The organism is Bacteroides oleiciplenus YIT 12058 (assembly GCF_000315485.1).
Taxonomy (GTDB): Bacteria; Bacteroidota; Bacteroidia; order Bacteroidales; family Bacteroidaceae; genus Bacteroides; species Bacteroides oleiciplenus.
Map to the genome: position 1 here is coordinate 577827 of NZ_JH992943.1, position 24868 is coordinate 602694.

The window sequence follows — 24868 nt, forward strand, 5'->3', positions numbered from 1 at the left end:
TAATTAGTTCAAATGCCAGTAGTTTTGCAGCGTAATCAAATTAATAACCCATTAAAATTAGAGACAATGGAAACTAAAGGAATCGCAACAGTAGAGAACGTAAACGAAGTAATTAACTCTAAAAATGAAGTAGTTATGACAAAAGAACAAGTAATTGAAAACGCACGCATCGCATTAGCTGAAAAGAAACAGTTCCTTGCAGATAATGCAAATGCTGAAAAGAATATCGTTAAATCAGCAGAAACGAATGTTACTAAGGCAGAAAGAAGCTATGTAGAGGCATTGCAAGCAAGAGAGTTACCAACAACCACAGTAGAATTGTGGAATGTACAGACTTCTACAGAGGAACAAGAGATTATCAGTAAGAAAAAAGCTGAAATCATTATTGCCACTTCTGATTACAGCATGACTGTAAGTAAGGTGAATGTTGAATTGGGCAAAGACTTGATAAAAGACAGCAGACTTGAAAAGATGCCTTTATTTGTAACTGATGCCAAATTGTTCTATGATGCAGAAATTACATTGAAAGACCTCAATGGAAATATCGTTCCTAAGAATACTCCCAATGTTTTTGTATCAGTTGATACAGCCAATGGATATTGGAAATGGAAAACATACCATGAAGCTAATATCAATTCCATCGTAAAGAACGAATCTGCATTAATCATTGAGAATGTGAGAATCAAGACATTCAGTTCCTTGCAAGAATTTGCACAATACAGAGGTGTAAACAACGTACTAAGCAGAGGATTTAATGGTTTGGAGAAAGCAGGAAACGCAGCATTAGCCACCCAAAATGAATTTTACAAGAAGATATTTGAGGTAGCTAAGGAGTTAAAGGCTAATATCAGCGTAGTAACCAAATACTATAACTTAGGTAAAACGCTGAATCTGAAAGTCTGGAATGATGCAATGCTTGGAATAGTTAGTGGGGATTTCAGTTATGACTTAACAATTGGTGATGAACTTATTGAAACATTGCAGAAAGTAACCTCCAAAGTAAGCACAATCAAAGAACGCTATATGATTGATGCAATTACCAGATTAGCAAACCTACAGCCACAAGGTGCAGAGGATAAAATTGGCATTAAAGAAACTATCAAAACAATAGAGACCTTGAACAAGGAAACAGTAGCATACGTAGAACAAGTTTCTTTAGACAAAGTGAATGAAATCTACACTGCTTTACTCACACAGTATCTTAAAAATCATGAGGTAATTAAAGAAGAACAAACTGCCTAATCTAAGAATCCAGAGCCTATGTGACAGATAGGCTTTATCTTTTCTCCTTTATTATAGTGTTGCTCCTAACGAATACGCTTTAGACTGATACAATATTGATTTTCAGAAGTTGCGACCTAGCTGTTAGGTCGCTTACCAAAAGTTCAGTATCTTTGTATTACTTCAAGCAAATGAAATACAGATACTTCCAACTTACCAAGATTGACGACAAATAACCTATCTAAAGTCAAATTAATTGCAATGGAAGAATTTACCTATGAGCAAATAAGAGCAAAAGCGCTAAAACAAGGAGTTAAAGATAATAAGTTCCAGATTGGAATGTACGCCCAATCAAATGGCTACATGAAACGCAAAGTACATAGAAATGGAAGACATTACACAGTCTATGTATCATTACAGAAACTCACATATTAATATCGTATGATAATTCACTTACCAACAGGAAAGACATTCAGTAATAGGAAAGAAGCCAAGATTTACTTTGGTGCTACTTACTATTACAAGTTAGAAAAGGAAAAGAGAGATTTACAATTTACACATGATATTCAATCAGCTACTTATGAATATGGAAAGATTAATACCAACAAAGTGCAAGAACAGGGCAACGATTAATTACTCTATTCTTAAACAGTTCAAATCAGCCAACATATATAGATTCTTTTGTGTATCGTTATATAGAGATGATTACTACCATGCAAGAGTTACTTTAGACGAACTCAAAGGCATTACAGGCGACAAAACCCTTAGTAACTTTACTAAAGACTTTAAAGAGTATTTAGAAATAAGTACTTATCGTACAGATTTAGGAAATGGCGTCAAGCCAAGACATAATGTGTATCATATACCACCTAAAGAACCTCAACATATTACTTTATCCAGAAGATTCATTGCCATTGACTTGGATAGTGCGACTAAGGGGTTCTTCATTCAGTTAATGTTATTATCTCAATTCGCCAATATTGAAATGACTAAACCTAATATCATTAAGGAATTAAGTATTGACAAAAGCACCTTTGATAAATACTTACGTAATTTACTAAGTGAATTTGTGTTTATGAATAATGGCTGTTTAGTTCTCCACACTGACAATATATTACTGGAAAATGATTTTAAAAGTCAAATGATATTAGCTTCCAAATACCTTATAGGGAAAAATCCACCTAATGTTACTCTAAACAAGGATAAAGGTAAGTAGTGGGGAAAAATTAGTGGTTAGTAAGATATACTAATACACAGATTTTCCCCTCCCCTTATAAAATTCAGACCTAAGATAAACATAGAATTTTCATATCAAGAAAGAACAACCTTATACATAGGAATTTAATAATAGAGCGTTGAGCGCACATATATACTACCCCTCCAAATAAGCACCCCCTATCATTTTAAATTGAGAGCCTTTTCCTGTAAGGTTGTCCCTGTAAGAGATTACAGAATACTAAAAATAATGACAGTAATAAGCAACCAAGTAGTGTAACCAATTATGCCTCCCACCAAGTCTTGAAATAAAGTAGAATCTTGCGTGAAAGTTCACTCTACCAAATTGGGGAAGTAGTACCTTTTTTAATCCTTATGGCAAATCAAACCTTAAGGCTTATCTAATGGCACACACATTCCTATTTGATTAGTGAACTTTCATTTATAAGGTTCTCCTTTACTCAAAATTCACAAAGTATTCATTATTAAAATTGGGCTTATGGAAGCAGGAGATTATCTATTAGTGGTAGTTCTTATTGTGTTGGTGGTAGTTGGGTTAATCGTTAATCCAGTCATCGCTATTGCATTTGTTTTCTTTCTATTCATGCGTGGCAGTGTTAAAAAGCAAGAAGCTGAAAACAAGAGCAATGCAAAGTATTACAGAGATGTTATACAAGCCAGACAGGATGCAAGAATAGCAAAGGAATTAGAAAAGAACAAGAACATCAAAAAATAGATTATGGAAGCATTAGATTTACTACCCACAAGGAGAAGTGATTTACAAGAAATCGCTGAAACAGTTGATTACATGGAAGTAGTGGAACAACCTAAAAAGGATAATCCACACTTCATTGAAGCTAACACAAAGGAGGTTGATTTACAGCATTTAAAGACAGATTGTATTGTGCCAGTCTTTTCTAAGGATAATGAACTTACAATCTCACACCCTAACTTTATTGAAACTGTTTGGGATGCTGCAAACTCATTCTTTAGTGGTGAACGAATTGACAAACCAGACATTAGAATATCACACATTGTTAAAGGTCGTATTCCAGAAGCTATTCACAAACCTGTGAACCAGCTTTTAGAATCTGACAAGACACAATACTATGAGAGAATGATGTTCTGTTTTGAAGTGCCAACTATCTATGAAACGATTGAAGGGAACAAACTTACCTTATCTATTGGTGGCGTTCGTGCCTATAATCACATGAATCTATATTCCAAAAAGGGAATAGAGAAATTCAAAGTCTTTATAGGGTTTAAGAATCAAGTATGTTGTAACTTATGTGTGTTTACTGATGGGCTGAATAGCTGTTTGGAAGTTTCTAATACAAATGAATTATATCGTATTGTATTGGAAATGTTCAACAACTACAATCCAGCCAAACACATACATTTGATGCAAACGCTTACTGATTCTTATCTTACTGAACACCAGTTTTGCCAACTATTAGGAAGAATGAGACTTTACCAGTCATTGCCACAAGGCTATCAAAAGGAGATTCCAAGAATGTTGCTTACTGATACACAAATTAATAGTGTGTCTAAAGCATACATACAAGATGAAAACTTTGGTAGTTTAGGTAGTGATATTAATATGTGGAAATTCTATAATTTGCTGACAGGTGCAAATAAGAGTTCCTATATTGATAGTTTCTTAGACAGGTCGCTAAATGCTACAGAAATGGCAGTTGGTATTAATTCAGCTTTGCATGGTGATGAGAAATACAAGTGGTTTTTAGATTAGTGGCATTTGGGAATATTCAATATTGGGATATTCTCAATTTGTCACAACAAAAACATTCACTTCTCTACAAAGTGAACATTCTACTATCATTCAATTAGTTAGGTTATATCTAACATTTGGGTATTACATGGAATGTTCACTTTCATTCACCTACTAATAAAACTGAACATTATGAGTTTAAAGTACAGCCAAACTACAAGTGATTATCTGCAATGGAATGAAGCAATGAAACTGATACGCCTACTCTATAAAGATGCCAACTATAAAATGAGCTTACTTATTAGTGTAGGGTGCTTTTGGGGATTGCGTATTAGTGACATTCTTTCTTTAAGGTGGAATGATATTCTAAATGTGGATGAGTTTTCTATCATTGAACACAAGACAGGGAAACAACGTACCATTAGAATTAATTCCCAACTAAAGAGGCACATTGCAGATTGCTACAAGCAAATTAATCCCATTGGAATTAATGCACCTGTTTTAGTCAGTCAGAAGGGAACAGTGTACACTATCCAAAGGATTAACATTATTCTTAAGGAGATTAAAGCGAAGTACAAGTTATCAATTAATAACTTTAGTTGCCATAGTCTTAGGAAGACATTTGGTAGACAGGTTTACAACCAGAATGCAGATAACGCTGAGCTTGCTTTAGTTAAACTAATGGAGTTGTTCAATCATTCCAACGTAGCCATTACAAAACGTTACTTAGGACTAAGACAGGAAGAACTACTACACACTTATGATTGCTTAACTTTTTAGTACACTTCTAATTTGCTAATACAAACGCTTTTCGTATATTTGTGCCAATCCTAGCAATAGGAGGACTTTTTATTAACGAAAGGCGTTTTGCATTATCCTTGTTCCTAAATTTCGCCAAAATTTAAACAATCACAGGGATATGCACAACGCCCATACTAATGTTATATATCTATCTTACTGATAGCTTATATATCGTTTGGTGTGGGCAACTGTTGTGTATTTGTGATTGGGGTGTTTGGCGACACCTAGGGACAGATATGCTAATAGTTCCCACACCTTTTTATATGTAATAGTTTACCAAAGGGAACAGGTAAGCATTATATTTTAAGATAATGAATGAAATAGCTAAGAGTTTTAAGCTGTCTCTAGAAAACCAATTAGATTCTATTGCCCAACAAATTATCAGTAGTTCCTCTATACCAACTTCTGATACGTATGAAACCATATCTAATACAATCAAACAGTGTGGAGAAATGGCTAAACAAGAATACAAAGGTCTTGCTCACAATATAGGTATAACAGAAGATGAACTTAGATATATAATAAGTACAGCTGTACTCAAAACAATTGTCAAGTACAAATGAATATCTGGAATAGGTTGATAGAACTATTTAATAGCTCAACCAGTAATCACGAAGAAATGAACATAGTAGACAGTATAGCTAAATCGAAGATATTATACAAAAAGCTAATATCCATTACGCACCCAGATAGAAATCCAACCCAAGAAGAATTGGCTAAGGTCTTATCTGAAAGAATAAATGCAAATAGATATAATTACAGAGAATTAAAAAACATAGAACAAGAAGTATATAAAAAACTTTTAAAGCCATGAAGATAATCGATTTTATTAACAACCTATTGAACTCATTGTTGGATGGTTCATTTGAACGTATGAAAATTATATCTGCTATGAATCAAAGTTTTAAAGAATACTTTTACTCTGGAGAAATAAATAGATTATGCAAAGTATCTATTACAGCAGGTAATACAGAATATTCCCATGAAATGAGTGCCATATTTTTTAGAAGTGGATTTAAGATTTCGATAGAAAATGACAATGGATTAAAAGATTCTGAAGTAAGAGAAATATCTCAATACATATTATCCAATAAGGCTTTCATAAGACAATTAATGTCACTTGGCTTTGATACACTAATTATTACAGGGAAAACTTCAGCAAAAGGAATGCAATACTGCTTAAAAAATTACACACAAATAGGAGGATTTTCTTTAGAATAATAGAACAATGGAAAGCTACAACTTAAATAAGATAGAATTAATCTCTTGTATTATTGAAAACACATACTCTATAAAGAAGAGCTATATTTCAAAGTGGTTCTCCACTCAAGAAATACAAGTAGAAGTATTGACTACAGAAGAGAAAGCTATATATAAGAATGGGGCTTTATTTGAGCATGAAGCAATCATTCATCACACGTTTAGAGAAGGGTATAAAACTAGGAAAAAAGGTGAATTCACAATGAAAACCAAAGAGAAATCTGTCTGGAAATGTGTGGAATATGAAATGGATGGGAAATATAAATCCAATGAAATTCATGTATATAATTCAAGAAATGATTTAATTGAATCAATATATACAGAATATTCCCAAAGCACCTATAAGTACCTGTATTTATACAATGAAAAAGGATATAAGTACAAATTTATTGATTATAATGGGGATATTAGTTATTATGAATATAATAATCTTAACCAAATCACTAAGAAAACAACATTAAATTCACAAGGGCAAGAAATTTTAATCAAAGAATTTATATATAACAACTTGAACCAATGTGTTAAAATAATTACCACAGATAAGGTGAATAGCAAAAGAGAAGTAAGCGCATATAAAGATGATAGTTATAATAACACGATTTATATGCAATATTGTGACAATGGAGTAGAAATAATCATTACCTATGAATATAAATATGATGAATATGGAAATTGGATAGAAATGAGGCAATATCGAAATAATATTTTCAATTTACTAAGAACAAGAACGATACAATACAATGATTAAATTAATATTTTTAAGCTGTTGGATCACAGGGATTCTCTTTGTATCATGTCAGTACAAACAAAAGGAAGTAGTACAAATATCTACAATAGATAGTACTATGCAGGTAAATGTTACCTCTATCTTAGAAAACAAGCTATCTGAAATCAATGCTCTATCTGGACAAGTCATTATAATGGAAGTTCAAACAGGACATATTAAAACACTGGTTGGACTTACAAGAAAAGATAGTACAAATTATCAACCTTGTAACAAATTCAGCATACAAAGACCTACAGGACTAATGAACCCCATATCTATATTGGCAGCTTTAGAAACTGGTAAGGTAAAATTGGATGATGCAGTTGATACTGGAAATGGAATTTACTCATTCAAAGGTGGAGCAATTAAAGACCACAACTGGAATAGAGGTGGATATGGTGAGATTACAGTAAAGCAGGGATTGGCTTGTAATTCTAATATTGCCACAGTAAAGGCTACATTGGAAGCATTTAAAGATAATCCAATGAGTTACGTAACACGTTTACACCAAATGGGTATGGGAGATTTAGACAAGCTAAAATACTTTGAAGAACTGCATCCCATTCGATTTATGACTAAAGATTCCATTTGGCGTGATACTGACTTGGCATTTACTTGTATTGGGTATAACTTATCTATTGCACCAGTCCAAATCCTAACCTTTTATAATGCCATTGCCAATAATGGCAGAATGATAACGCCTCAACTATATAAGGATAGTATAATAGTTATCAATCCACAGATAGCAAGTAAAGTGAGTATTGATAGCTTGAAACAAGCATTACTATTTAATATTACTGATGGATTAGGAAAGCCTGCATACTCTGATAAAGCAGCAATAGCAGGAATACAAGGTACTACTTTGCTAACTACTAATGAAGATAGTACTAAGAATGAGTATGCAGCAGAGTTTTATGGCTACTTCCCTGCTGATAATCCAAAGTATAGTATCATTGTATCTATTAATAAGACTGGATTACCTGTAAGTGGTGGGTTAATGGCAGGTGACATATTTAGACAAATTGCAGAATACATTATTAATCTCAAATAATTAACTCAAATGAAAACATTTAGAATCTTAGCAGTCTTAGTAATGGCTGTAGTGTGTGTTAGTTTATCATCATGTAGTAAAGATGATGATAATGAGGATAAGCCTGTAATTGAACAAGCTAATCTAATTGGCAAATGGCAGTCTACTTGGCAAAAAACTCATGAAATCGTAAATGGCAAAGAAGTAGTTACTTCTGATGAAGCCTATACTAATGGTTCATGGGAATTTAAAGCAGATGGCACTTGTATTGAATATGATGGTACTACACCTGCACGTTGGACGTTAAAGGACAACAAGCTAACTGTTACTTACAACGATGGCTATTCTGACGTTCTTACAGTAAATGAACTTACAGCCAATAAGCTAATTCTTGCCTTTGAGGATTGGGACAACACAGATGATGGTGGCGAAGAACTGGATGATATTACAACTACTACCTATAAGAAGATAACGAAGTAGTACCTTACACACCTAACCAGATTATCAAGAACAGCATTTGAGAATTAACTCATTTGCTGTTTTTTTTCTTGTAACCTTAGCCAATAAGAAATCACTACACAACAGATACATTTAGAACATAGTACCTTAATAAGGATATTTCAGACTATCATTCAAGACCTCAATTCATACGATACCAACTATCAATTGAAATAACATCTTCGCTACAAAAGTATGATAGAACTGTATTCAGATACTTCTACAACCAGATTACCAATACAAATTTCAAACTCAATTATTATGAATATCTGTTATTCAGAAAGACAAAAACAGATTGGAAAGAAATAAATTAATGAATGAAATAAGGAGTATAGAACATTGCTGACAGAATTAAAAAATATACAATTTTCATAGTAAAGCGATATTTCGTTTGGCAAATGACAAGTAATTAACATATTACAGCATACTAAAATATGCTACTACAAAAAAAGTTCTTAAGTTTGCTACGAGTAACCAACTAATTAAATAAAAGACATGGAACTATTAAAACTTCAAGATACCATCCCCTTTGGCAAACTAAAAGGAAAGATAATTAATGAAATATGGAAAGAAAATCCAGCATACTTTAACTACCTCGTTAAAAGAAATGACAAATTTCTCTTAGACAGAACAGTCTTTTATGAACTACAGCAATTATATCCAAATGAAAAAAAAAGAATAAAACAGCTATCTCTCTATAACATACGTAAAACTATATCAATATCTGATTTCTACACAGATGAAGAACTGGCTGAAAATAATAGAGAAATGATTGATTATGAACAACAAGAAAGGGATAGTGCTTTAAGGAACAGGTATTATGAAATGGGAGGACTTGATTTTGACCTATGGCGAAGTGGTGAATTAGATGATATTGATTGTATAGATTGGGATTAGTACGAGTAACAAAAGAGACGTTATAAAGTAGAATGTATTCAAAGGAGTATTTAACAATGATAAATTCCTAAAAGAAATATCATCAAATTTACAAAAGTCATGTGTGAATACGCTGAAATAGAAAATATCAAACTATCTAATGGTAAGACCATCAAACAGGTAAATGAGGAAGTAAGCAAGGAAGTGGAACGCATTTACTTAGAAGGATGGAGCAAAGGGATTGCTATACCTTATAGAGATAACAAAGGGAATATCCATTTAGCTAATCCAGATGGAAGCGAAGACTTAGTAGAGTTCAATCGTAAAGAAAGAAGCTACAAAATTCTGTCACGTGTTGCAGACAAAGGAAAAGGCAGGTATGCCTACCTATTAATAGAACTAAATAAGCTACTTTAGCAATTACTTATATCATAATCAAAGTGTATTCTCTTGTTATTTCCCACATTTTGACTACCTTTGTATGCAAAGGAGACAATCATTATGAAACTGATAGAGAACAACATCCAAAAGATTATAGACCTGTGTAAAAAGCATAAGGTACATAAGCTGTTTGTGTTTGGTTCTATCCTTACCAATCGCTTTAGCGATAAAAGTGATATTGATTTAGTGGTTGATTTCAATAAATCAGAAGTGAGTGACTACTTTGATAACTATTTTGATTTTAAATACTCCTTAGAAGATATATTAGGTAGAGAAATAGACTTACTGGAAGAACAGACCATTAAGAATCCTTATCTTAAAAAGAATGTGGATGCCACTAAAACATTAATCTATGGATGATATTATAATGAAGCATTTGCAGGATATTTTGACTGCCATTGAAGAAGTGGAAAGTTTCTTTGGCAGTAATCCTAAATTATATGATGATTTCTATAGTAACCTATGCCTTAGGCGTGCAGTAGAAAGGAATATTGAAATCATTGGCGAAGCTATGAACAGGATATTGAAGGTTGATAAAGATATAGCCATTACTAACTCTCGTAAGATAGTAGATGCACGAAACTATATCATACATGGCTATGATAGCCTATCTGTAGATGTTCTTTGGAGTATGGTTATCAATCATCTTCCCAAACTAAGAAATGAAGTTATATTGTTATTAAATTCATAAGGTTGTGACTTATTCACGACCACTTATTCAAAATACAGAGATTTATAATCTGGAGCGTTCTTTAAAACATTGGATATTTATCTGTAGAACAATCATTTACAATTACTATTGATTGGTTTACAGGGATGCTGTGTCGCTGCTTCTTATGGTATGACAGATACAATGGGCCGTATGCACTCAGACGCTCAGTTCGCTGGTTCTTCATCAGTTCCTGCTCACGTAGAAATGATGGGATTCCTGGGTATCGGTAACAACCCGATGGTAGGATGTACAGTGGCTTGTGCGGTTGACGTAGCTCAGGCTTTGAGCAAGTAAGTCTAAACAACTCTAAATAAATGAACTCCTGTAGTCTTGATGATTGCAGGAGTTTTTTTGTAGTAATCTGAAAAAATTGCTACCCTTGCATAAACTCATAATTCAAAAGATTATGGAATATATCAACGAATTTCACAAAGAATGGATAGAGCGCACTCGCCAATCAATAGCCTTTTGGAGCAAGCAGCCTGTATCACCAGAAGATGTAAAGAAACAACAAGAAATGCTGAACAAGCAGAGAGCTATAAGAGAAAGCAAATTGAAGAGTTAAAGAAATTTGCTGATGCCAATAGACAGTGGATTGCCTTATCTCATTGTACTCTGCGGAATAGATAATGATTTATATTTCATTGATACACAAATACGATTAAGAGAACCACACTCCTAAAGGATCAGACATTTTGACCAATTCCATCTCCTCCCCGTATCCGGTCCGTACCCGGTCCGTACCAAGGCCGTACCTACTCCTTCCCTAAGGATACGGAGAATATACGGAGAAGACACGGAACAGATACAGCTCAGGTAGGGAGAGGGAAGAGAAACAGACCAAAATTACATAAAAGATACCCGGAAGAGAATAGCTTTATAAAATCTCTTTCCGGGCATCCTTCTACAAAATATATAGAATCTTAATTTAGTTTACTCATTGAACCAATCAATCTTTTTGGAGAAGTACATCACCATAGCCAATATCACGAATAATCCAAGACTGCCGGCAAGCAGAGCGAAAGTCTCCAACTGGATAAGAATGAAAACATAAATATAAAGAACACTGAGCAGACCTATCATAATGAAAGCCGGCTTTTTCCTCTTGATGATGCCCAGCATATACCCTCCTACCAAAACAATAGTAAGTACTGATGCCACCAAATAAGCCATACTGAAACCGATATGCTCAGACATGGAAAGCAACAAACTATAGAACAAGCAAAGTGCCAACCCTACCAATAGATACTGCAAAGCATGAATACGGGTCTTTTCCAGAATTTCAGTGAAAAATATCACCATAAAGGTCAACAAGATTATCAAGACGGCATATTTAGTAGAGCGCATGGACTGCTGATATTGCTCTACAGGCATTTTCAGATTCACACCAAAATTGGAATTTTCAATATCTTTGATACTGGCATTCTGATAATTAACAAGCACCTGCGAATAATTTCTATTAAGATTCAGTACCTGCCATTGTGCTGAGAAATCTTTCTCGGTAATCTCCCGTTTTTCCGGCAAGTAATTGCCGTCAAAGCTCGGAGTATTCCAATTTGCTTTCAGGCTGACTTTTGTGGTTTTGCCCAACGGAGTGAAGTTAATGGACTGGGAGCCTTTCAGCTTAATCTTCATTTCATAAGGCAATTTCTTGTCTCCCTTCAAAGCCGAGAGGTCTACAATAGCATGAACACCCATATTATCGATACCCCGTCCGTCCATTCCTGGCTCGAACATATAGACAGAGTCATTCAATGTAATACTGACTTGCTCACTAAGCCCGCGCATATCAGTCAGATTCAAGCAAATAGCTGCTCTGTCGTACTGAAGCACATCCATATCCACATTGTTTTTCCGAAGTTCTTCTGAACTAAAATATCCTTTAATAAGAAGTTCCGACTGATACACATTCACCTTATAAATCCCTCGCTGAAGGATTTCGGTCTGCAATTGCCCATCCACAGACAGTTCATCCGGGAATAAAGTAACATTCCCCATAGATACTTTCTGTACTCCATTCTCCTCATGGGTAATAGGGTATTTCAAGTTAAGGTAAGGTCCTGTAATGGTCTGTGCCAGACTCCATTTCTGCCCGACTTCTGCAATAGCATCCGTCTGCGTACGTCCGCGCTCCGAAATCATGTTTTCAATCATAAACATCGGAATCAGCAGTAACAGCACCAGAAAAGCAATAATCACCACTTTAATTGATTTCGAGAAACGGTGCAAACAGCCACTCGCCTGCCTCTTTGTTTCATTCAGACTTTCATTCAGATTGCCATTAAAGTCATCATTCAAATTGTCGTTCAAATTTTCCATAATAGAATAGTATTAATTAAGTTGATTTCAGAAAATTCTCCAATGCCTCAATATGAGCCTTAAAAGCTTTTTTCCCTTCAGAAGTAGCCTGAAAAGAGGTTTTTGGCTTCCGTCCCACAAAGGTCTTTTGGCAAACGACATAACCCAGTTCTTCCAAAGCCCTCGTGTGGCTTGCCAGATTACCGTCCGTCAGTGAAAGCAACTCTTTCAGGGTATTGAAGTCCACGTCCTCATTTACCATCAGGACTGCCATAATACCTAAGCGAACTTTGCTTTCAAATACCTTATTTATATTTTGAAATGCCTCTATCATTTATTTCCTTTTCCTTTCGTACTGCAAATAAAACAACACTCCATATAAGACATGGAACCCGCCGAAACCAATTGTCCAGAACAGCAAGCCATGTCCTTCAAAAAAGCAGTCTACAATACCCAGACAGAGGAATGCATATCCCAGCCAAGCTACATTAGAGTAGGTAAACTTTGAAACATTTACCAGGGAAAGTCCATAAAACAATAACATAACGGAGGATACCAATCCATAGATTTCATGTAGCAACAGGGCTATGCAGAACAGCCCTCCCGTCAACAACGGAAGTACGAAATTCCAAGCAATGCGATACGTTAATTTACTGAATAGCTTTTGTCCTGTTTTCCTCGCTTTATAACAGGACAGGATGCAAGCGGTGATTACAGAAGCCGTCAACACCAACGAGGCCACCATAATCAACTCCTCCCGGTTGTCTCCTGACTTTAATAAATTATTGGCTATGCAGGCACCAACTAATGCGTACATACCGGCTAAAACAGCCGTCATTCCACTGAGAGATACAAACTTGGAGGATTTTTCCATCAACTCCTTTATCTCATTTACTGATTCTAATGCTTTGTTCTTATCCATATAAAAAGTACTTTGTACTGCAAAGTAAAAGATAAAAAATCAAAGAAGCAAAGAATATTGAGAAAAAATATTCTCGATAAAACTAACCCCGCCAAAAATTACTATATTTGCAATCAATCAAATATCAATAGTTATAGCCTAATGATGAAACAATTAATAGCTTATTGCGGATTAAATTGCGAAAATAGCGATGCCCGCATAGCTACTGCCAACTTTATACTACCAACAATTCATTGATAACCATGTATAAATACACTGAAACAAAGAGCATCATTTTATCTCTATTCCATTTAAGTATATTCGTGCTTTTCAGTTCATGTTCTTCTATGCACACTCCATTTTCTGTGGTAGATACAAACAGAGCACTGGAGTATACAATGGATGGAAAGCACTTGTTTACTTACAATTATGCCGTAACCTATCCACCACAGGGCGTAGACACTGTTTATAAACGAAGCGGATTCATTCACCCCTTACGTACGTTGGAGGGTGAGATACTGACCAATTGCTCCCCATCCGACCATTATCACCATTTCGGCTTGTGGTATGCCTGGACAAAGACCACATTCGAAGAAAAGGAAATTGATTTCTGGAATCTTTATAAGAAAGAAGGTACGGTTCGTTTTCGTCGGTTCACTGAAGTGCAGCCCGATGGATTTTCCGCTGTGCTCGACCATGTGGCATATCCCGACTCCTCACAAGAAAAAGTAGCGATGACCGAGCATTTGAAAATCCGCGTGGGAAAAGCTAAACAACGGGGATATTACATTGACTATCACACCACGCTTCGTTGTGCCACTTCTGCTCCTATAGTATTGGAAAGCTATCGCTATGGAGGCATTTGCATCCGTGTATGCGAAAGCTGGAACGGACAAACAGCCGAGATGCTCACATCCGAAGGGCTCAATCGTGACAAGGCTGACGGGGCGCTGGCCCGCTGGTGCTACTTTCAGAAGAAGCCCGGCAAAGACGATGCATGCATCCTGATTGTCCCTTATCCTTCCAATTTGAACTATCCGGAACCGCTACGGGTATGGGACGAAAAAGCCAATAATTCCCGGGGCGACCTGATGTGGAACTTCTCTCCAACCAAACGTCAGTCATTTACTTTGCATCCCGACCAGGAATTACGTCTTTCCTATCGGATCTATGTGCTGGACGAACCTATAAACGCCTCCACTGCCGAAGCTCTTGCACAAGAGATCATCTGATATATTTCGGAGGATACTGTCTTATCGTGACACTCTCCCGGATGTATTTCCCTGCATCAGACTCTCTACTTCTTCTACCGTCACATGATTAAAATCACCGTATACGGTATTCTTCAACGCAGAAGCGGCAAGGGCATACTCCAATGCTTTCTGGTCATCATCGGGATAGGTGATCAGACCATAAATCATGCCACCAACAAAAGCATCACCGGCACCTACGCGATCCACTTCACATTCGATATCATAAATGCCGGTATGCTTCAATGTGCCATCAGAATAGAGGACGGCAGCCAGCAAGTTATGATTAGAAGTAATAGAATTGCGTAATTCCAGGAAAGCTTTTTGACAACGAGGCACAAGCTCCACTACCTGACGACCGAAATCTTCGAAAGCAGGGAGATTAGCTTCAAAAGAAGTATCGGCAGCATTGATGGCTTTGAAACCGACAGGTTGGATGCCAAGCATTTCCTTATATTCCGGTTCGGCTCCGAAGATGACGTCACTGTATTGCACCAAAGGCTGCATGACTTCGGCTGCTGAGCGACCATAATTCCAGAGTTTCTTACGAAAATTGAGATCACAGGAAATAGTCAGCCCCATGCGGTCGGCTATCTCAAGAGCTTCGCGGCAAGCATCAGCACCTTCTTGTGAAAGGGCGGCGGCAATACCCGACCAATGAAACCAACCTGCATCGGAGAATATCTTTTCCCAGTCAATCATACCGGGACGCAAGGTGGCAAAGGAAGAACCTTCGCGGTCGTAAACAACATTGGAGTTGCGGAAGGCGGCACCACTTTCCAGAAAATAAAGCCCCATACGCTTACCTCCCCAAACAATCCCCTCGGTACCTAAACCATTGGCACGGAGTGAAGCGATGCAGGCACGAGCCACTGCATTGTCCGGCAGACGCGTGACAAATTCTGTAGGGATACCGAAGTTGGCCAGTGATACGGCTACGTTGGCTTCACTGCCACCATAGGTAGCTATCATCTGATTGGTTTGTGAAAAACGAAGGAAATCAGGAGCAGTCAGCCTCAGCATTATCTCACCGAAGGTAACCACTTTCTTATGGGTAGCTATTTGTTTCTTATTCATAAAGGTGTCAATAAAATTGATTAACTAAACGTCAAAGCTGTATTTTTATTCCAAGCAAACGCAAAGATATAATAATATTTATTGGCGGGAAAGCAGGGATAAAACATAATAACCGGATTTGTTGTAACTTTGCAAAGTTTTAACTGATATAACAAACAGAATGAGTTCATTGAAGAAAATCCCCTCTCCTTTAGTATCTCTCCTGCCCATCGCACTGTTGGTAGGAATGTTATTTGCCACAATACACACATTCGGAAGCGATGCTCTGGGAGGCGGCAGTCAGATCTCCTTGCTGACCACGACAGCTTTCTGCGCATTTATAGGTATAGCCTTTTACCGCGTCCCCTGGAGAGATTATGAACTCGCCATTACCAATAATATTGCCGGAGTTGCCACTGCCATCATCATCTTGCTGATTATCGGCGCACTGAGCGGTGCATGGATGATAAGCGGCATCGTCCCTACCCTTATATATTATGGTATGCAGATCATCCATCCCGATTTCTTCCTGGCATCCACCTGCATCATCTGCGCACTGATTTCAGTGATGACGGGTAGTTCGTGGACGACAATCGCCACCATTGGTATCGCCTTGATGGGTATCGGTAAGGCACAGGGGTTCAATGAGGGCTGGATAGCGGGTGCTATCATCTCCGGCGCCTATTTCGGCGATAAGATTTCTCCATTGTCAGAAACCACCATACTCGCTTCTTCCATAACAGATGTACCTTTGTTCCGGCATATACGCTATATGCTGATTACGACTACGCCGTCATTGATTATCACACTGATTATCTTCACCGTGATGGGTTTCGTTATCGAAACCCGTTCTACGGAACACATGGCCGACTTTGCCGTTTCGCTGAAAGATACATTCACCATCACTCCCTGGTTGCTGATTGTCCCCATAGTGACCGGAATACTTATTGCCCGGAAAACTCCGTCCATTATCACCTTATTCCTCTCTACTATGCTGGCAGGGATATGCGCTATTATCTTCCAGCCGGATTTGCTTCGGGAAATTGCCGAAGGGAGTAATATATTTAAAGGTGCAATGATGACATTCTATGGAAGCACCAGCCTGAATACAGGAAACACGATGCTGACCGACCTTGTTTCCACCCGTGGCATGGCGGGTATGATGGATACGGTCTGGCTGATACTTTGTGCCATGTGCTTCGGAGGTGCAATGACGGCAAGCGGCATGCTGGGTAGCATTACATCCGTCTTTGTACGCTTCATGAAAGGAAGGGTCAGTGTGGTGACCTCAACAGTCTGTTCGGGATTGTTTCTCAACCTCACCACTGCCGACCAATATATCAGTATCATCCTTACCGGAAATATGTTCCGCAACATTTATGAGAAAAAAGGATATGAGAATAGGTTGTTAAGCCGTACAACAGAAGATGCCGTCACCGTCACTTCACCTTTGATACCCTGGAATACCTGTGGAATGACGCAGGCAACGATATTGAACGTATCTACCCTGACGTACCTTCCCTATTGCTTTTTCAACATTATCAGCCCGCTGATGAGCATCTTAGTTGCAGCCATCGGATATAAAATTGTGAAGCGTCCCGTGAACAATCCCGAATAAAGGTTGTTTTGCAATAAACGAACAAGAATCGTAAAACCTAAACATTAAAGAATTATGAAAAAGTTAATTGCATTAGTAGCATTAGTAATGATGAGTGCGGCAACGACCGCCATGTATGCACAAGAAAGTAGAGCGGAACGCCGCGCAGACCGTAAGGCTCAAAGAGACGCTGAACGCGCCCGCCTGAAAGCTGAAGAGCAAGTAGCCGACGCCATTTCGTATGATGACGCTGTGGCAGCATTGAAAGCCCACCAATTTGTACTGGAAGCTGACCAGGTGATGTTCCGCAACGGACAGACGGCTTTCGTAAACTCCAACACCAACTTCGTATTAGTAAACCAGGGACGTGGTACCGTGCAAGTAGCATTCAACACCGTATATCCCGGTCCTAACGGTATTGGTGGTGTAACTGTAGACGGAACAACTTCGGATATGAAAATCACTACCGATAAAAGAGGTAATGTAAACTGCCAGTTCAGCATCCAGGGTATCGGTATTTCGGCACAGATTTTTATTACGCTGACCAACGGTGGCAACAATGCCAGTGTAACCATCAGCCCGAACTTCAACTCCAACACTATGACGTTGAGCGGTAATCTGGTTCCGTTAGACCAATCCAGTATCTTCAAGGGACGTTCTTGGTAAAGCCCTTTACAATATATATATTTCCACTCCGCTGCAAGTTACTAAAAAAGTGTACATTTGCAGCGGAGTTTTTTTATCTTTGTACCCGATATGAGAGAATTTATCATCGCAGACAATCAGGACATCACCAAAGCAGGTATGATGTTCTTGCTAAGCAGGCAAAAAGACACTGCCCTGTTGCTGGAAGCAGACAACAAGGGAGAATTGGTTCAGCAACTGCGCTTACATCCGCAAGCAGTAGTAATACTGGACTATACGCTGTTTGACTTTTCGGGAGCAGACGAGCTGATAGTACTGCATGAGCGATTTAAAGAAGCAGACTGGTTACTTTTCTCAGACGAATTGAGCATGGAGTTTCTGCGGCAGGTATTATTCAGTAGTATGTCGTTTGGGGTGGTACTAAAGGATAATTCAAAAGAAGAAATACTATCCGCACTGCAATGTGCTTCGAGGAAAGAACGGTTCATTTGTAATCATGTGAGTAATCTGTTGTTATCCGGCAACAACGCTTCTCCCGCCCGCCCGACGCTGAAAGATGATTTACTGACGCCCGCTGAGCGTAGTGTGCTCAAAGAAATCGCTTTAGGAAAAACTACAAAGGAGATTGCAGCGGAGAAGAATCTTAGTTTCCATACGGTAAACAGCCACCGCAAAAACATATTCCGCAAGTTAGGGGTGAATAATGCGCACGAGGCCACTAAATATGCGATGAAGGCAGGGATTTTAGATCTGGTAGAATACTATATATAATCAGCCATAATCTCATTAGGACTGATCGTATCATCAATGGCATTGATGGTAGGCATCATCGGCATTGATGATACCCATCATCCGTATTGATGATATGCTCACTCCCAGACTCATCCCTTCTCCATCCCGGACATTGGCTATTATCATTTAACTCAGAGCTATGCAGAAGCGAACACTCCGATGGCTTATGCATAACCAACCTTCAGACACAGATTTCCCCACTGCCGATACATATCCGGGAAGCCTCATCATAAACTACGCCGAATTGTCCCGGAGCGATGCCTTGCAGATTATCAACGGAAATGATGCGATAGGCCTCTCCCTCCCGCATTAATTTCCCTTTCATAAACTCCGGTGTGTGCCGGATTTTAAAAGTAACATCCACTTCTTTATCCTCCTGCCAGGGATTTTCTGTAATAAAATGGAAATCGTGCATTTTGAATTCCCGACCGTATTGCCATTGTGTGTCGTATCCGCGAGAAACATAAAGCACATTTTCTTCAATATCCTTCCGAATAACAAACCAGGGACCGCCACTCAGCCCCAGACCTTTACGCTGCCCGATAGTATGAAACCAATATCCACGATGCGCACCGACCTTCTTACCGCTTTCCCACTCCACAATATCCCCTTCGCGCTCGCCAAGGAAACGGCGGACAAAGTCATTATAGTTAATCTTGCCCAGAAAGCAGATGCCCTGACTGTCACGACGGCGGGCAGTGGGCAATCCTGCCATGCGGGCAATGTCCCGTACTTCCTGTTTCATCAACCCGCCCAAGGGAAACATTAGTTTGGAAACTTGCAGGTAATCAATCTGAGCGAGGAAATCAGTTTGGTCTTTTACCGGGTCTACGGCTGTGCCCAGCCATATCTTCCCGTCCTTACTGATGGTAGTGGCATAATGGCCGGTGGCGGTAAAGTCAAATTCCTTGCCTACCTTCTGCTCGAAACAACCGAATTTGATGAACCGGTTGCACATCACATCAGGATTGGGAGTCAAGCCGCGACGGATTTTATCAATGGCATAGGCAGCTACCTGTTCCCAATATTCGTTCTGCAAATCTATCATCTCCAACGGCAAGCCATAACGGCGGGCAACAGCCGAAGCCATCTCCCAATCTTCTTCGGCCGAGCAATCCACATAATCGGTACCGTCCATTCCTATCTTAATGTAAAATAGAGACGGACGGTGACCCTGTTCACAAAGAAGGTGTACGACAACAGAACTGTCGACACCTCCTGATAATAAAACAGCAATATTCATTTAGTTAAAGAGTAGTTATCGTTCTTTTAAATCTTATTTAATGCCTGAGACAAGTCGTCCAGCAAATCAGCAATGTGTTCCGTACCGATGGACAAACGGATAGTTCCCGGCTTGATGCCTTGCTCTTCCAGTTCCTGCTCATTCAGTTGCGAATGGGTGGTGGTAGCAGGATGAATGACGAGAGACTTGACATCTGCCACATTCGCCAGAAGTGAGAATATCTGCAAGCTATCAATAAATGTATGTGCTTCTTTCACTCCGCCTTTCACCTCGAAAGTAAAGATAGAGCCTGCTCCACCCGGAAAATATTTCTCATACAATGCATGGTCCGGATGTTCCGGCAATGACGGATGATTGACCGCTGCCACTTTAGGGTGCTTCTTCAGGAAATCAACCACCTTCAAGGCATTCTCCACATGACGTTCCACACGGAGGGAAAGCGTTTCCAGTCCCTGCAACAGAATGAATGCGTTGAACGGGCTAATAGTAGCCCCCGTGTCACGAAGCAACACGGCGCGGATACGTGTAACATAAGCCGCAGCCCCCGCAGCATCCGTAAACCGTACGCCATGATAGCAAGGTTCCGGTTCGGTGAGTTGGGGGAACTTGCCGGAAGCCACCCAGTCGAACTTACCGCTATCCACAATCACACCGCCCAAGGACGTGCCATGACCGCCGATGAACTTCGTAGCAGAATGGACTACGATATCCGCCCCGTGCTCTATGGGACGTATCAGGTAAGGAGTACCGAACGTATTATCAATAATCAATGGAATCCGGTGGCGATGGGCTATTTCGGCAATGGCATCAATATCAATGATATTGGAATTGGGATTGCCCAGAGTTTCGATAAATACGGCTTTCGTATTCTCTTGTATCGCCTTCTCAAAGTTCGAGAGTTCCGTGGGGTCTACAAAAGTGGTGGTCACTCCGTAGGCCGGCAAGGTATGCGCCAACAGATTATAGGTACCTCCGTAGATGGTCTTGGCCGAAACAATATGATCTCCGGCACGGGTGATATTCTCGAAAGCATAAGTGACGGCAGCAGCTCCCGAGGCAACCGCCAGTGCAGCAACCCCACCTTCCAGTGCAGCTACACGAGCCTCGAACACACCTTGCGTGGAGTTTGTCAGCCTACCGTAAATGTTGCCCGCATCTTGCAGGCCGAAGCGTGCGGCGGCATGGGCAGAGTTGCGAAATACGTATGAAGTAGTTTGGTAAATGGGCACGGCACGTGCATCGGTAGCCGGGTCGGGTTGTTCTTGTCCTACGTGGAGTTGAAGCGTCTCGAAATGCAATTTCTTTGTTTCCATTGTCGTTGTATTTTTTAGGATTAATTGATTGAGTGCAAAGATAAGTGGATGTCCTGACATGGGCAATGGCACAAGATAGGGAATTTTATACCACATTTATGGTAGATAAACAAACTATTCGCTAAATTTGCAACGAAAACCAAACGATAGATACAGATGAGAAGAAGGAATATACAGCTTTTCCTACTATTGGGAGTCCTTGCAATGACAAGCTTATTCTCTTGTGGAGTAGACCGTTGGCCGGAATACTACAAGTGGACCGGACGCGATTTGTGGATAGACAGCATCATGCGCGAAGAATATCTTTGGTTTGAAGACATCCCCGCCTCCAAAGAGCTGAATTACTTCCTCGACCCGGCAGCTTTTCTGGATAAAATAAAATCTCCGCTCGATAAAGGATATTCCAGCGTCGATACATTGTATGCCACTCCTCCGCCAAGCTATGGTTTCGACTATACGCTATATCGCATTGCTGACAATGACACTGCTTATAATGCATTGATTACGTACGTCATACCCGAATCTCCCGCCGCCGAAATCGGTCTGGTACGAGGTGAGTGGATTATGATGATTAATGATGATTATATCACCAAGAAAACCGAGTCATTACTGAACGAAGGTGAAAACCAAAAGCTATTATTGGGAAAATATAGTAGCCAGGAAAATGAAGAAGGCGAAAAAGTGGGTATCATTCAATCCTACCGTGAGGCCTATTTGCCTGCTTCCCGCCCAGTGGAAGATGTTGTCATACCCACTTACGGCATCCTCACCGGCGGAACCCTGAATGTAGGTTATCTGGTCTATAACAGTTTCAGTACAGACTATAACAATGAATTACTTCGCCTCTCCCAATACTATAAAGATAATAATATAACAGATTTCGTTCTCGACCTGCGTTACAATGCCGGTGGAGCAATGGAGAGTGTACAACTGCTGGCAAGCATACTGGCACCTGCCGACAAACTGGGCAGTCCTTTTGCCTCACTGCTATACAGCCAGAAACGGGCAGCCAAGGACCGTGAACTGACGCTCGATCCCCAACTCCTACAAGGAGGCGCCAACTTAAATCTGCCGAAAGTATATATCCTCACCACCACAACAACTGCTGCAGCTTCAGAGATGCTGATTAATTGCTTGAAACCTTATATGGACATAGTGATAGTAGGCGGCAACACCAAAGGAGAAGTTGTAGCCACAGAAAGTTTCCCGAGCAATAAATTCCTGTGGGTGCTCCGTCCCGTTGTGTGCGAGGTATTCAATTCCGAAGGCGAAGCCGATTATGCCAGTGGCTTCACTCCTGACTATGCAGTCAGTGCACTGAGCGATTTTGCTAAGGTATTGCCGCTGGGTGATCCAAATGAAGAACTGCTAAGTGCCGCATTAGGTATCATCGACGGCAGCATCGTGCTTCCTGAACCCGAGCCGGAACCGGAACCTGAAACGCAAATGACAGCTGTGAAAAGTGTGAAAGTAAAACGCACCTTCCGCAGTGGCCTTATAATTAAATAAATCAATATGAAGAAAAACATTTTCGCAGCCTTGCTCTTTATTGGAGCATTGACAGCTTGTAGTGATAGTGATGAAGGTTCGGGCATACCCGATGAGCCCAAATATCCCGTAACTAATTTCTCGAAAATAGAATTAACGGAAGTCAAGCAAGAACCGAACGTACCGGCTGTCACTGTTACCCAAACCTATAACTATAATGCCACCGGCAGGCTGACAGACTTTACAATAATGCAAAGTTTCGTAGCCGGAGGAGAACAGTTTAAGATAGAAAATACTACTAATGTTGTTTATGAGGATCATAAGGCGATAGTGACAGACGAAATAAATAATGTATCTACTTATACACTAGATGATAACGGCTATGCCATCAGTTGTGTACGTCAGGAAACAAATGGAAAAATACGTTCTTACACGTTCGACTATCTAATCAATACAGAAGGAAAATATTTTCTGAAGACTATAACGGAAACATTGAATGGAAATCAACCTTACTCCGCTATCAATATAGATTACAGCAATTTCAGAGCATTGCGCATCACGGAACAGGTAGACTCTTACGAGCAAACCTATACAGCCAGCACATCCGTAGGCAATGAAATAGCCAACAAATCAGAGATACCATTTTTGTTTCTGGTAGAGCTATACCCCCTTTCACTCCATACCGCGGCTGTATATGGAAAGTTTTTGGGAGATGCATACAATACTCTGATTACCCAGCTCGTACCGGATGGAAACAGTGAGAGCCAGGAAACCACTACCTACGCTTATGACTTCACCCAAAAAGGTATCGACATTTCATATGAAGAGACTACAAAATACTACGACGATAGAGGCAAAGTCCACACCCTTACTCGCACCATAGACTATATAATGGAAAATAAATAAGAATATTATCTCTTAAAGAACTTATCAAAGAAAAGAATTTGGTAATCAATGGAATTATTCCAATATTGACCATTATGTGCACCGGGACGGGTAATAAAGTCATGACTGATTTTCTTCTCCAGAAGACTTTCGTGTAATGCTTTGTTCACTTTCAGGAAGAAGTCCTGTTCGCCACAATCAATAATTAATGCGAGATCACCATCCTTTATCTTATCAATCTGAGTGATAACCGTGTGCTGATCCCATAAAGCCTTGTCAGCTTCGTATTCACCCAGTTGCAAGTTCATCTCCCAATTCTTCGGAAACGGACGGATGTCAACTCCCCCACTGGTGCTTCCTCCTGCACCAAACGTATCGTTATGACGGATTGCCAGCCACAATGCTCCATGCCCGCCCATACTCAAGCCGGTAATGGCACGTGCTTTTCTATCAGGAATAGTAGTGTAGTTTTTATCGGTATAATTCACCAGTTCTGAGCTTACAAATGTTTCATAACGGTATGCCGGATTTTTTGGGCTATCCCAGTACCAACTGTTTTTACCATCGGGACATACGAAAATGATTCCTTTCTCATCCGCAATTTTGGGCAACTCCGGTTTAATTCCCATCCAGGTACGCGCATTGCCACCATAACCATGCAACAAATAAATCACCGGACAAGCCTCTGTCTTCCCTCCTAATGCCTTATCAGGAAGCACATACACCACCTGCACCTCTTTATTCATAGACGGGCTTTTCACCATCACCGTATCTACTCGTGCCGCCTGCACCGCAACAGCAACGAACAGCAACAAAATGCTAAATAAAATCTGTTTTCTTTTCATGTTTTT

At 39.5% G+C, this 24868-nt stretch carries 30 protein-coding genes and 1 pseudogene; 24 read left to right on the plus strand and 7 right to left on the minus strand.

All coding sequences use genetic code 11. The annotated features are described in order from the left end of the window. The first annotated feature begins 66 nt into the window (after positions 1 to 66). From HMPREF9447_RS18655 to HMPREF9447_RS28830, 18 genes and pseudogenes are all read left to right on the plus strand, one after another. Positions 67 to 1242 carry a hypothetical protein gene (locus HMPREF9447_RS18655; protein WP_009131331.1) on the plus strand — a complete coding sequence of 392 codons (1176 nt, stop codon included), beginning with the start codon at positions 67 to 69 and terminating at the stop codon, positions 1240 to 1242. A 420-nt stretch (positions 1243 to 1662) separates the two neighbouring features. After that, complete coding sequence (locus HMPREF9447_RS27865) at positions 1663 to 1854, plus strand: hypothetical protein (RefSeq protein WP_009131333.1); 192 nt, start codon at positions 1663 to 1665, stop codon at positions 1852 to 1854. Then, complete coding sequence (locus tag HMPREF9447_RS18665; protein ID WP_044138457.1) at positions 1808 to 2437, plus strand: hypothetical protein; 630 nt, start codon at positions 1808 to 1810, stop codon at positions 2435 to 2437. The genes HMPREF9447_RS27865 and HMPREF9447_RS18665 overlap by 47 nt, the downstream gene beginning before the upstream one ends. Positions 2438 to 2935: 498 nt before the next feature. Continuing rightward, entirely contained in the window at positions 2936 to 3172 is a 237-nt protein-coding gene (locus HMPREF9447_RS18670; RefSeq protein WP_009131335.1) for a hypothetical protein, read from the plus strand. Positions 3173 to 3175: 3 nt separating this feature from the next. After that, a complete protein-coding gene (locus tag HMPREF9447_RS18675; protein ID WP_009131336.1) occupies positions 3176 to 4186 on the plus strand; it encodes a DUF3871 family protein in 1011 nt (336 codons plus the stop codon). A 171-nt stretch (positions 4187 to 4357) separates the two neighbouring features. Further along, the gene (locus tag HMPREF9447_RS18680; RefSeq protein WP_009131337.1) at positions 4358 to 4945 is read left to right on the plus strand and encodes a site-specific integrase; all 588 of its coding nucleotides are present in this window, start codon (positions 4358 to 4360) and stop codon (positions 4943 to 4945) included. 332 nt (positions 4946 to 5277) lie between these two features. Then, on the plus strand, positions 5278 to 5529 hold the full coding sequence (locus tag HMPREF9447_RS18685) for a hypothetical protein (RefSeq protein ID WP_009131338.1): 252 nt from the start codon (positions 5278 to 5280) through the stop codon (positions 5527 to 5529). 56 nt (positions 5530 to 5585) lie between these two features. Then, positions 5586 to 5780 carry a hypothetical protein gene (locus tag HMPREF9447_RS18690; RefSeq protein ID WP_244267646.1) on the plus strand — a complete coding sequence of 65 codons (195 nt, stop codon included), beginning with the start codon at positions 5586 to 5588 and terminating at the stop codon, positions 5778 to 5780. Continuing rightward, complete coding sequence (locus tag HMPREF9447_RS18695; RefSeq protein WP_009131340.1) at positions 5777 to 6187, plus strand: hypothetical protein; 411 nt, start codon at positions 5777 to 5779, stop codon at positions 6185 to 6187. The genes HMPREF9447_RS18690 and HMPREF9447_RS18695 overlap by 4 nt, the downstream gene beginning before the upstream one ends. A gap of 7 nt (positions 6188 to 6194) precedes the next feature. Continuing rightward, positions 6195 to 6974 carry a hypothetical protein gene (locus tag HMPREF9447_RS18700; RefSeq protein ID WP_009131341.1) on the plus strand — a complete coding sequence of 260 codons (780 nt, stop codon included), beginning with the start codon at positions 6195 to 6197 and terminating at the stop codon, positions 6972 to 6974. Next, complete coding sequence (locus HMPREF9447_RS18705; protein ID WP_009131342.1) at positions 6967 to 8043, plus strand: penicillin-binding transpeptidase domain-containing protein; 1077 nt, start codon at positions 6967 to 6969, stop codon at positions 8041 to 8043. The genes HMPREF9447_RS18700 and HMPREF9447_RS18705 overlap by 8 nt, the downstream gene beginning before the upstream one ends. A 9-nt stretch (positions 8044 to 8052) precedes the next feature. After that, positions 8053 to 8502, plus strand: coding sequence for a lipocalin-like domain-containing protein (locus tag HMPREF9447_RS18710; protein ID WP_009131343.1), 450 nt, complete (start codon positions 8053 to 8055; stop codon positions 8500 to 8502). A gap of 513 nt (positions 8503 to 9015) precedes the next feature. Beyond that, entirely contained in the window at positions 9016 to 9417 is a 402-nt protein-coding gene (locus HMPREF9447_RS18715) for a hypothetical protein (RefSeq protein ID WP_009131344.1), read from the plus strand. Positions 9418 to 9516: 99 nt separating this feature from the next. Continuing rightward, on the plus strand, positions 9517 to 9813 hold the full coding sequence (locus tag HMPREF9447_RS27465) for a hypothetical protein (protein ID WP_009131345.1): 297 nt from the start codon (positions 9517 to 9519) through the stop codon (positions 9811 to 9813). 84 nt (positions 9814 to 9897) lie between these two features. Next, a complete protein-coding gene (locus HMPREF9447_RS18725) occupies positions 9898 to 10197 on the plus strand; it encodes a nucleotidyltransferase family protein (protein WP_009131346.1) in 300 nt (99 codons plus the stop codon). Next, positions 10190 to 10528, plus strand: coding sequence for a HepT-like ribonuclease domain-containing protein (locus HMPREF9447_RS18730; RefSeq protein WP_009131347.1), 339 nt, complete (start codon positions 10190 to 10192; stop codon positions 10526 to 10528). Before HMPREF9447_RS18725 ends, HMPREF9447_RS18730 begins: the two co-directional genes overlap by 8 nt. Positions 10529 to 10666: 138 nt before the next feature. Then, a pseudogene (locus HMPREF9447_RS18735) lies at positions 10667 to 10843 on the plus strand (GGGtGRT protein); the annotation flags it as partial. Between the two features lie 112 nt (positions 10844 to 10955). Further along, positions 10956 to 11114 carry a hypothetical protein gene (locus HMPREF9447_RS28830; RefSeq protein ID WP_009131348.1) on the plus strand — a complete coding sequence of 53 codons (159 nt, stop codon included), beginning with the start codon at positions 10956 to 10958 and terminating at the stop codon, positions 11112 to 11114. Between the two features lie 368 nt (positions 11115 to 11482). On the opposite strand, the gene creD is transcribed toward HMPREF9447_RS28830, so the two are convergent. The 3 genes from creD to HMPREF9447_RS18755 are packed head-to-tail and all read right to left on the minus strand — an operon-like array spanning position 11483 to position 13769. After that, positions 11483 to 12868: a cell envelope integrity protein CreD gene (gene creD, locus HMPREF9447_RS18745; protein WP_009131349.1), complete on the minus strand. Its 1386-nt coding sequence runs from the start codon at positions 12866 to 12868 to the stop codon at positions 11483 to 11485. Positions 12869 to 12884: 16 nt separating this feature from the next. Next, positions 12885 to 13181 (minus strand): winged helix-turn-helix domain-containing protein, encoded by a 297-nt coding sequence (locus HMPREF9447_RS18750; protein ID WP_009131350.1) that lies wholly within the window; start codon positions 13179 to 13181, stop codon positions 12885 to 12887. Next, entirely contained in the window at positions 13182 to 13769 is a 588-nt protein-coding gene (locus HMPREF9447_RS18755) for a hypothetical protein (RefSeq protein WP_009131351.1), read from the minus strand. Between the two features lie 242 nt (positions 13770 to 14011). Here HMPREF9447_RS18755 and HMPREF9447_RS18760 point away from each other — a divergent pair, with 242 nt between their 5' ends. Next, a complete protein-coding gene (locus HMPREF9447_RS18760) occupies positions 14012 to 14980 on the plus strand; it encodes a DUF6807 domain-containing protein (protein WP_009131352.1) in 969 nt (322 codons plus the stop codon). A gap of 21 nt (positions 14981 to 15001) precedes the next feature. Here HMPREF9447_RS18760 and HMPREF9447_RS18765 read toward each other — a convergent pair whose 3' ends face one another. Beyond that, a complete protein-coding gene (locus HMPREF9447_RS18765) occupies positions 15002 to 16075 on the minus strand; it encodes a sugar kinase (RefSeq protein ID WP_009131353.1) in 1074 nt (357 codons plus the stop codon). A gap of 169 nt (positions 16076 to 16244) precedes the next feature. On the opposite strand from HMPREF9447_RS18765, the gene nhaC reads away from it, so the two are divergent. From nhaC to HMPREF9447_RS18780, 3 genes are all read left to right on the plus strand, one after another. Beyond that, positions 16245 to 17672 carry a Na+/H+ antiporter NhaC gene (gene nhaC, locus HMPREF9447_RS18770; protein WP_085938351.1) on the plus strand — a complete coding sequence of 476 codons (1428 nt, stop codon included), beginning with the start codon at positions 16245 to 16247 and terminating at the stop codon, positions 17670 to 17672. A gap of 54 nt (positions 17673 to 17726) precedes the next feature. After that, complete coding sequence (locus HMPREF9447_RS18775) at positions 17727 to 18317, plus strand: DUF4251 domain-containing protein (RefSeq protein ID WP_009131355.1); 591 nt, start codon at positions 17727 to 17729, stop codon at positions 18315 to 18317. A 90-nt stretch (positions 18318 to 18407) separates the two neighbouring features. After that, positions 18408 to 19067, plus strand: coding sequence for a response regulator transcription factor (locus tag HMPREF9447_RS18780; protein ID WP_044138462.1), 660 nt, complete (start codon positions 18408 to 18410; stop codon positions 19065 to 19067). A 202-nt stretch (positions 19068 to 19269) separates the two neighbouring features. Here the strand turns inward: HMPREF9447_RS18780 and mnmA are convergent, their stop codons facing one another. Beyond that, positions 19270 to 20331, minus strand: coding sequence for a tRNA 2-thiouridine(34) synthase MnmA (gene mnmA / locus HMPREF9447_RS18785; protein ID WP_009131357.1), 1062 nt, complete (start codon positions 20329 to 20331; stop codon positions 19270 to 19272). Between the two features lie 26 nt (positions 20332 to 20357). Next, positions 20358 to 21644 (minus strand): O-acetylhomoserine aminocarboxypropyltransferase/cysteine synthase family protein, encoded by a 1287-nt coding sequence (locus HMPREF9447_RS18790; RefSeq protein WP_009131358.1) that lies wholly within the window; start codon positions 21642 to 21644, stop codon positions 20358 to 20360. 156 nt (positions 21645 to 21800) lie between these two features. Here HMPREF9447_RS18790 and HMPREF9447_RS18795 point away from each other — a divergent pair, with 156 nt between their 5' ends. Continuing rightward, positions 21801 to 23153: a S41 family peptidase gene (locus HMPREF9447_RS18795; RefSeq protein ID WP_009131359.1), complete on the plus strand. Its 1353-nt coding sequence runs from the start codon at positions 21801 to 21803 to the stop codon at positions 23151 to 23153. A gap of 6 nt (positions 23154 to 23159) precedes the next feature. Continuing rightward, the gene (locus HMPREF9447_RS18800) at positions 23160 to 24038 is read left to right on the plus strand and encodes a DUF4595 domain-containing protein (protein ID WP_009131360.1); all 879 of its coding nucleotides are present in this window, start codon (positions 23160 to 23162) and stop codon (positions 24036 to 24038) included. A 5-nt stretch (positions 24039 to 24043) separates the two neighbouring features. On the opposite strand, the gene HMPREF9447_RS18805 is transcribed toward HMPREF9447_RS18800, so the two are convergent. Then, a complete protein-coding gene (locus tag HMPREF9447_RS18805) occupies positions 24044 to 24862 on the minus strand; it encodes an alpha/beta hydrolase (RefSeq protein ID WP_009131361.1) in 819 nt (272 codons plus the stop codon). Between the last annotated feature and the right edge of the window lie 6 nt (positions 24863 to 24868).

Bases quoted from the DNA above. Each gene is read 5' to 3' on its own strand.
- HMPREF9447_RS18755 (WP_009131351.1), bottom strand. From the start codon at position 13,769: ATGGATAAGAACAAAGCATTAGAATCAGTAAATGAGATAAAGGAGTTG.
- HMPREF9447_RS18730 (WP_009131347.1), top strand. From the start codon at position 10,190: ATGGATGATATTATAATGAAGCATTTGCAGGATATTTTGACTGCCATT.
- HMPREF9447_RS18725 (WP_009131346.1), top strand. From the start codon at position 9,898: ATGAAACTGATAGAGAACAACATCCAAAAGATTATAGACCTGTGTAAA.
- HMPREF9447_RS18665 (WP_044138457.1), top strand. From the start codon at position 1,808: ATGGAAAGATTAATACCAACAAAGTGCAAGAACAGGGCAACGATTAAT.
- HMPREF9447_RS18760 (WP_009131352.1), top strand. From the start codon at position 14,012: ATGTATAAATACACTGAAACAAAGAGCATCATTTTATCTCTATTCCAT.
- HMPREF9447_RS28830 (WP_009131348.1), top strand. From the start codon at position 10,956: ATGGAATATATCAACGAATTTCACAAAGAATGGATAGAGCGCACTCGC.
- HMPREF9447_RS18790 (WP_009131358.1), bottom strand. From the start codon at position 21,644: ATGGAAACAAAGAAATTGCATTTCGAGACGCTTCAACTCCACGTAGGA.
- HMPREF9447_RS18750 (WP_009131350.1), bottom strand. From the start codon at position 13,181: ATGATAGAGGCATTTCAAAATATAAATAAGGTATTTGAAAGCAAAGTT.
- HMPREF9447_RS18690 (WP_244267646.1), top strand. From the start codon at position 5,586: ATGAACATAGTAGACAGTATAGCTAAATCGAAGATATTATACAAAAAG.
- HMPREF9447_RS18715 (WP_009131344.1), top strand. From the start codon at position 9,016: ATGGAACTATTAAAACTTCAAGATACCATCCCCTTTGGCAAACTAAAA.
- HMPREF9447_RS18700 (WP_009131341.1), top strand. From the start codon at position 6,195: ATGGAAAGCTACAACTTAAATAAGATAGAATTAATCTCTTGTATTATT.
- HMPREF9447_RS18805 (WP_009131361.1), bottom strand. From the start codon at position 24,862: ATGAAAAGAAAACAGATTTTATTTAGCATTTTGTTGCTGTTCGTTGCT.
- HMPREF9447_RS18655 (WP_009131331.1), top strand. From the start codon at position 67: ATGGAAACTAAAGGAATCGCAACAGTAGAGAACGTAAACGAAGTAATT.
- HMPREF9447_RS18710 (WP_009131343.1), top strand. From the start codon at position 8,053: ATGAAAACATTTAGAATCTTAGCAGTCTTAGTAATGGCTGTAGTGTGT.
- HMPREF9447_RS27865 (WP_009131333.1), top strand. From the start codon at position 1,663: ATGATAATTCACTTACCAACAGGAAAGACATTCAGTAATAGGAAAGAA.
- HMPREF9447_RS18675 (WP_009131336.1), top strand. From the start codon at position 3,176: ATGGAAGCATTAGATTTACTACCCACAAGGAGAAGTGATTTACAAGAA.
- HMPREF9447_RS18775 (WP_009131355.1), top strand. From the start codon at position 17,727: ATGAAAAAGTTAATTGCATTAGTAGCATTAGTAATGATGAGTGCGGCA.
- mnmA (WP_009131357.1), bottom strand. From the start codon at position 20,331: ATGAATATTGCTGTTTTATTATCAGGAGGTGTCGACAGTTCTGTTGTC.
- HMPREF9447_RS18765 (WP_009131353.1), bottom strand. From the start codon at position 16,075: ATGAATAAGAAACAAATAGCTACCCATAAGAAAGTGGTTACCTTCGGT.
- HMPREF9447_RS18670 (WP_009131335.1), top strand. From the start codon at position 2,936: ATGGAAGCAGGAGATTATCTATTAGTGGTAGTTCTTATTGTGTTGGTG.
- creD (WP_009131349.1), bottom strand. From the start codon at position 12,868: ATGGAAAATTTGAACGACAATTTGAATGATGACTTTAATGGCAATCTG.
- HMPREF9447_RS27465 (WP_009131345.1), top strand. From the start codon at position 9,517: ATGTGTGAATACGCTGAAATAGAAAATATCAAACTATCTAATGGTAAG.
- HMPREF9447_RS18695 (WP_009131340.1), top strand. From the start codon at position 5,777: ATGAAGATAATCGATTTTATTAACAACCTATTGAACTCATTGTTGGAT.
- HMPREF9447_RS18680 (WP_009131337.1), top strand. From the start codon at position 4,358: ATGAGTTTAAAGTACAGCCAAACTACAAGTGATTATCTGCAATGGAAT.
- HMPREF9447_RS18795 (WP_009131359.1), top strand. From the start codon at position 21,801: ATGAGAAGAAGGAATATACAGCTTTTCCTACTATTGGGAGTCCTTGCA.
- HMPREF9447_RS18800 (WP_009131360.1), top strand. From the start codon at position 23,160: ATGAAGAAAAACATTTTCGCAGCCTTGCTCTTTATTGGAGCATTGACA.
- HMPREF9447_RS18685 (WP_009131338.1), top strand. From the start codon at position 5,278: ATGAATGAAATAGCTAAGAGTTTTAAGCTGTCTCTAGAAAACCAATTA.
- HMPREF9447_RS18780 (WP_044138462.1), top strand. From the start codon at position 18,408: ATGAGAGAATTTATCATCGCAGACAATCAGGACATCACCAAAGCAGGT.
- HMPREF9447_RS18705 (WP_009131342.1), top strand. From the start codon at position 6,967: ATGATTAAATTAATATTTTTAAGCTGTTGGATCACAGGGATTCTCTTT.